The organism is Undibacterium sp. GW821-FHT11H02 (genome assembly GCF_058808015.1).
This window is the reverse complement of sequence record NZ_JBXARG010000028.1, coordinates 39,609-45,864: the sequence shown is the minus strand read 5'-3', so window position 1 is coordinate 45,864 and position 6,256 is coordinate 39,609. Positions and strand designations below refer to the sequence as shown.

The window sequence follows — 6,256 nt, the reverse complement described above, 5'->3', positions numbered from 1 at the left end:
ACAAATGCTATCGCATCTTGCCCTCATCAACCGGTACCGTTCATAAATTGCACTTCATCCTAGAATTCGCCGATTAATTTAGCGTCAGTTTGTGATTTGCTGGAGGCAGGATAGGCTTCGAGTTGTTCGCCGCCATCGTCGAACGCAGTGCTTAAGCAGAGCGTTCATCGCAAATGCTTGCACTATGCCCGATCACTTTATTGTTAGGATTTGCGCGTCTTTTTCTATTTTGGTGAATGTTCGTCAGACCAAGGATAAGACTTTGTAGTGTGTTGCCTTATTGGGTTGATGGAGAGCCTAAGTGTCTGTTGAGAAGTGTCATTCGCGTATTCAACTTTTCTAAAAATCATCTGCACCTTTTGTCGGTTTGTTTAAACCAAGTTGTTGTAGGGTATAAGCAATTTCAGCTAAACCTGATGCGGGTTTCCAGAGGGTAGAAACAAATTGCCAAATTTTTTATGGTCGGTTATCTTTGTAATTTGTCAAATTAAATCGCGTTAGTTTTATAAGGGCTAAATTGTGGGATTATTCAATTCAGATGAAGTATCCAAGAAAAACGATAGTGTTTTTAATGGAAACGAAAAAGGCAAAATACCATTTGGTGCCGGAATCGCAATTGGCATAGGTATTGGTTGTGGTATAGGTGTGGCGACGGGTAATCTCGTTGCCGGTGTTGCAATCGGCGTAGGAATCGGTTTAGCTTTTGGTGCGGCATTCAAGCGACAAAATGATAAATCAAATAAGGAGTAGTTCGCATACTGAGGCACTTTTTATTAAAAACTAATTTGACATTCGAAAATGACGCGCGAAAAAGCGCCTTTTTTAAATTTACTGATCGGTGCGCGCGCCTTTCAACTTTGCGTTGAAGCATAACTGACCGAATGACTCACTGTGATGACGCCTCACTTTCGCAACTACACCGCTCAACTACTACGCCCACCAACCGGCACCCGTAAATCATCCAAATAATCACGGGCAATATTCACACTACATGACACGCCCAAGTGTTGGCGTTGATCTTGCAGCCATTGTCTCGCGCAGCTTTGCCCGAGGTCGCGTAGTTGGTAGATCAATTTAGCGTCAGTTTGTGATTTGCTGGAGGCGGGATAGGCTTCGAGTTGTTCGCCGCCATCGTCGAACGCGGTGCTTAAGCAGAGCGTTCATCGCAAATGTATGCACAATGCCCGATTACTTTATTGTTAGGATTTGCGCGTCTTTGTCTATTTTGGTGAGTGTTCCTCAGACCAAGGATAAGACTTTGTAGTGCGTTGTCTGTTTGGGTTGATGGAGAGCCTAAGTGTCTGCTGAAAAATGTCATTCGCGTATTCAGCTTTTTAAAAATCACCTGCACCTTTTGTCGGTTTGTTTAAACCAAGTTGTTGTAGGGTATAAGCAAATTCAGCTAAGCCTGATGCGGGTTTCCAGAGGGTAGAAACAAATTGCCAAACTTTTGATGGTCGGTTATCTTTGCAACTTGTCAAATTAAATCGCGTTAGGTTTTTTCTATGGAAGCATCCAGACCACGACTTAGCTATGCGTTGAGAGTACTATCTCCAGCATTTTGCTGGTTAGTTTTCTTCACGTACGGTCTGGAGTCGCTGGAAAATCGAAATTATCTTGGTGCGCTGATTTTGGCCATCGGTATACCTGGGCTTGCTCAATCGTATTGGTTCTTCTTAAGGCACCTTCATCCTATAAAGCGACTAGATTGGATAGCATTCCTTATTAGTTGCGGTGCTGGGCTATGTTTTTTTCTTCTTTTCTGTCGCCTCTTGTACACGCACTTTTTTGGATAGGACAGACTTCCTAATGAATATGCAATTAATTACCTAACAAAACTTTCGAAAATGACGCGCAAATATGCGCTTCCCAAAAATTTACTGATATGCGTGCGCGCATTTCAATTCAGCGTTAGCGCGTACTACCCCAAAAGTCTACTGCATGGAATACACCCTCTCAATCACCGACATTGCAGACGAAGAAGTGCGTAAGGCAATCGTCGCGCCCTTGGTTGAATACAACTCAAGTCAGGCCGGCCCGAGCCAAAACAGACCGATCGTTGTTCTCGTAAGAGACAAAAAAGGCGAAGTGGTTGGTGGCCTCTGGGGTCATACGGGTTATGGATGGCTCTTCACCCAACTACTTGTTGTTCCCGCCAGCCTTCGCGGGCGAGGTGTAGGAACCGAGATCATAAAACTCGCCGAGCGTGAGGCAAAGAACCGAGGTTGCCACAGCGCTTGGCTCGACACTTTTGAGTTCCAAGCGCGTGGATTCTATGAGCGCATCGGCTACGAGTGCTTTGGTGAGCTGCCAAACTATCCCAAAGGCTTCTCGCGGTTCTTCATGAAGAAAACACTCGCTAAGCCCTAAGAATGAGCTCTAACCCTGCGCTCGAGTGGACCTCCGCCAGCTTCAACGTCGAAGTATAACCGGCCGCATGACTCACCGTAATAGTCGCAAGAATTAGCTCCGATTGCGGTGATCAGAAGTTTCTGTTCCCGATCTGCAGCAACTTACCTACCTGCGATGACACTTCATTTTTGCAACTACACCATTCAACTACTAAGCCCACCAACCGGCACGCGCAAATCATCCAAATAATCACGGGCAATATTCACACTACATGACACGCCCAAGTGTTGGCGTTGATCTTGCAGCCATTGTCTCGCGCAGCTTTGTCCGAGGTCGCGTAGTTGGTAGATTAATTTAGCATCAGTTTGTGATTTGCTGGAGGCAGGATAGGCTTCGAGTTGTTCGCCGCCGTCGATGCGATGCATGAGGACGTCTTTGTAACGGGCGGCGTCGAGCTTGTTGTCTGCCAACAGACGCTTAACAAAATCAATCGCGCGCATCTCAGCGATCAGGGCTGAATTAAACGTCATTTCATTGAGTCTGTCTAAAATATCGGCCGAGGTTTTTGGCAAACTATCGCGCCGAATTGGATTTATCTGAACCAGCACGATGTCGCGGCTTTGGCATTCGTAAATGAGCGGGTGTATGGCCGGATTACCCGAGTAGCCGCCATCCCAATAATGTTCCCCTTCGATTTCTACCGCTTGAAATACCGTGGGCAAACAGGCTGACGCCATGACCGCATCGGCAGTCAGGCGCTGGCCGCTAAATATCTCGGCTTTGCCGTCACTGACTTTGGTCGCGACTACAAACACTTTCAAAGCTTCGCATGTCGCCAGTCGTTCAAAATCAAACTGACGTTCTAAAAATTGTTTAAGCGGATTAATATCTAAGGGATTACTTTGATAGGGCGAGATAGAACTGGTCCATAGACTACCAAGCGATTCAGAAAACATTTGCGCCGGTGAGTGCGTACCAGCGAGCGCCGCCATACCGCCAAACAAAATATCAAACGGTACGCGATGTGCGTGTGCCAGGCTATTTTGCATCGCGTTCATACTGATCACGCCGTCCCAAAAATCCTTTAACGACCGTCGTGCTGCCTCACGCCGCGCCAGTCCAGATTTTTTATCCGCTAAGGCAAAGCCGTGTGCCATGGCTACTGCATTCATGGCGCCAGCGCTGGTGCCACTGACGCCTTCAAATTGGATGGTGCCATCGTCGAGGAGTGCATCAAGTACGCCCCAAGTGAAGGCACCATGCGAACCACCACCTTGCAATGCCAGATTGACGATATGTTGCTTGCTCAAATGAATCTCCCTAGTGATGCTTTTTCGGTTGGGGGCGAGGATGCGATATCCTCAGAGTATAACGCTTGTGAATCTAGGCCGTGACTTCTTGCTTACGGCAAGAAGCGTAGATGTGCGTCTTCGTTGAGCATAAAGCCTATTTGAGTTTGATTGAAACAATTTCCTAATTCGGCGATAAGTTTTATGATGGTGCTAGAACTTAAGAAACTCAAATGCAATGGCAAACATATTCGCTAGTAAACGTTTTGTGAAACAACTTTGGCGAAAGTTTTGACTTGATATAGCTCGGACAGAGGTACTTAAATTATTATTCTAATTTTTGTTTGGTATGGGACTTCACATGCAGTTGATTTTTACTAAAGGGTCGGGCAAACACGACCAAATGGAAGTGATGCGCAACGGGGTCGTCGCGGAAAGAATAGAATGCCCAAAGCAGGGCATTATTCCTCACGACATGGTGCATTTTGGGGTCGAGAGCACACTGCACAAGCGCGGATTTGTTGATCGAATTCTTCACGGAGAAGCGGCAACATTTCAGATGGAATCAGAAGCAGAAAGTGATGGCGTCGAACGTCTGGTTGAAGTCTTTCAAGCAGACGGCTGGTCGGGCTGGAATAGTGCTCCCGCTGATATGCTGGATTTGTATCGGGTCACTTGCGACGCACGTCTATGCGAGCCCTTGCAATTGAGTCTCGAGGATATTGATGCGGTACGTAAGAAACTTTTAGAGCTGACCGCGCAATGGCAATCGCTAGCGGTAGGCGAGTCACTTGTTTTGCAGTTTGAGTAAAGCCAAATAGGGCGCAGCGCTTTGTTTTAAAAAAAGGAGACAAATATGAGTACGGCACAATCTACCCAGCAATCAGTCTCAATCTTAATTAAACAATTGGAAGCATTAGGTCTGGAATCCTACCGCAATACCATGTGCAAACATGGTGCGAAAGAACCGCTTTTCGGCGTCAAAATTGAAGAGATGAAAAAGCTGATGAAGCCTTATAAGAATGATTTGGCTTTTGCTTGTGCTCTGTTCGATACCGGGATTTATGATGCGCAATACATGGCGGGTTTGCTGGCTGACGGAACGAAGATGAGCGCGGCGCAATTGCAGCGTTGGGTAGAAACAGCCAACTCGCATGGCATACGTGAATATAGCGTGGCCTGGGTAACAGCAGAGAGTTTGCATGCCATGTCTTTAGCATTGGCGTGGATAGATTCTGATAACCCTGATATCGCTGCTGCTGGTTGGTGTACGCTAAGCGGTTACATCTCGGTCACAGACGATGCCGATTTGGATCTGAAATTATTGCAAAAACTGCTCAAACGTGTGCAAGCGGAGATTCATCAAGCGCCAAATCGCGTGTGCTATTGCATGAATGGTTTTGTGATTGCTTTGGGTTGTTATGTTTCGGCACTCAGCGCAGCGGCAATTCAAGCTGGACAAAAAATTGGTAAAGTCACAGTTGATGTTGGCGACACTTCATGCAAAGTGCCGTTCTCGCCTGACTATATCGCCAAAGTGGCGCAGCGTGGTAGCTTGGGTAAAAAGCGTAAGACGACCAAGTGCTAAGGGTCTAAAAAGGGCGTAAATTAGCTTGCGCTCTGCAGGCTTTTTTCATATTCACCCGGCGTCATTCCTATCAAAGCACGAAAATCGCGTACGAAATGCGCCTGATCAAAATAGCCTAGTTCCAACGCCAGATCACTCCAACTACAGGTTTTGCCTGCTTGCACTTGTGCGATGGCTTGATGCAAACGGTAGCGTTGAATCACCCACTTTGGACTGGCGCCGACATAGACTTGAAACAGGCGTTGCAAGCTGCGTTTGTCTAAATCAGTATGCCTGATTAAGTCATCGACGCTAATCAGACTGCGATCTTGCTCTATGTCTTTGAGTAATTGATCGAGAAAATTGAGTTTAGGATCTGCATGAGGTAAATACGCTAACAGGAAATTTTCTGCCACATCGCACATCGCCGGAAAATCTCGTGCCGCATCGATTTTTTCCACGAGATTCTGATCGCCAGCAGCAAAACAGGCGCTGATATCGAGTGTTTGATTGTGAATATCGGCGATGGGCTTGCGGTGAAATGGATAAAAACCACCGGCTTTGAATTTGACACCAAAGACTTGGTCTTGTCCTGCCAGTTCTCGTGTAAACCGCTCGCTATGTACGCCGTAAATAAGTGCTTTTCCTTGCTCTACGATGAGATGCACATTCGGGTGCGGTAAGGTCGCTTGCTGTTGCGCTTGGCATCCACGCAAATCCCAACTAACGAACCAGTAATGCGCAACGAATTGCGCTAATGCCGCGCTAGGGGCTAGGCGCAAATGTTGAAATTGTCCCTCGCTAAACTTAGGGCGCAGTACGCCGCGTGGTTCATGGTCAGTCATAGTAAGGATTAGTCTTGTCGCGTTTTTACTATCACTTGGTGAAGAATCAGGATTAAATGTCGCTAACGATGCGAAAAAAATAGGATCTACAAATGCAATCCCAGCACGAGAAATAGATCCATCACCAATCAAAAGGCGTTTATGAAAAGATTTCATCAAGGATTATACGTAGCTTGTCTTAGCTTGTGCATAATCCTAGAAAC

The 6,256-nt window shown here is 46.5% G+C and carries 7 protein-coding genes; 4 read left to right on the top strand and 3 right to left on the bottom strand.

Annotated elements, in window-relative coordinates; translation table 11 throughout:
- The first annotated feature begins 519 nt into the window (after positions 1-519).
- Positions 520-750 (top strand): glycine zipper domain-containing protein, encoded by a 231-nt coding sequence (locus AC1RR2_RS19795; protein ID WP_493224006.1) that lies wholly within the window; start codon positions 520-522, stop codon positions 748-750.
- A gap of 173 nt (positions 751-923) precedes the next feature.
- Here AC1RR2_RS19795 and AC1RR2_RS19790 read toward each other — a convergent pair whose 3' ends face one another.
- Entirely contained in the window at positions 924-1,073 is a 150-nt protein-coding gene (locus tag AC1RR2_RS19790; RefSeq protein WP_493224005.1) for a hypothetical protein, read from the bottom strand.
- A gap of 868 nt (positions 1,074-1,941) precedes the next feature.
- Between AC1RR2_RS19790 and AC1RR2_RS19785 the strand changes: the two genes are divergently transcribed.
- The gene (locus tag AC1RR2_RS19785; protein WP_493224004.1) at positions 1,942-2,370 is read left to right on the top strand and encodes a GNAT family N-acetyltransferase; all 429 of its coding nucleotides are present in this window, start codon (positions 1,942-1,944) and stop codon (positions 2,368-2,370) included.
- A gap of 185 nt (positions 2,371-2,555) precedes the next feature.
- Here the strand turns inward: AC1RR2_RS19785 and AC1RR2_RS19780 are convergent, their stop codons facing one another.
- On the bottom strand, positions 2,556-3,662 hold the full coding sequence (locus AC1RR2_RS19780) for a patatin-like phospholipase family protein (protein WP_493224003.1): 1,107 nt from the start codon (positions 3,660-3,662) through the stop codon (positions 2,556-2,558).
- A 340-nt stretch (positions 3,663-4,002) separates the two neighbouring features.
- On the opposite strand from AC1RR2_RS19780, the gene AC1RR2_RS19775 reads away from it, so the two are divergent.
- Both AC1RR2_RS19775 and AC1RR2_RS19770 read left to right on the top strand, forming a co-directional pair.
- Complete coding sequence (locus tag AC1RR2_RS19775) at positions 4,003-4,452, top strand: hypothetical protein (protein WP_493224002.1); 450 nt, start codon at positions 4,003-4,005, stop codon at positions 4,450-4,452.
- Positions 4,453-4,497: 45 nt separating this feature from the next.
- On the top strand, positions 4,498-5,229 hold the full coding sequence (locus tag AC1RR2_RS19770) for a DNA alkylation repair protein (RefSeq protein ID WP_493224001.1): 732 nt from the start codon (positions 4,498-4,500) through the stop codon (positions 5,227-5,229).
- A gap of 20 nt (positions 5,230-5,249) precedes the next feature.
- Here the strand turns inward: AC1RR2_RS19770 and AC1RR2_RS19765 are convergent, their stop codons facing one another.
- Positions 5,250-6,053, bottom strand: a complete 804-nt coding sequence (locus tag AC1RR2_RS19765) for a DUF6597 domain-containing transcriptional factor (protein ID WP_493224000.1) — start codon at positions 6,051-6,053, stop codon at positions 5,250-5,252.
- Positions 6,054-6,256: the final 203 nt, after the last annotated feature.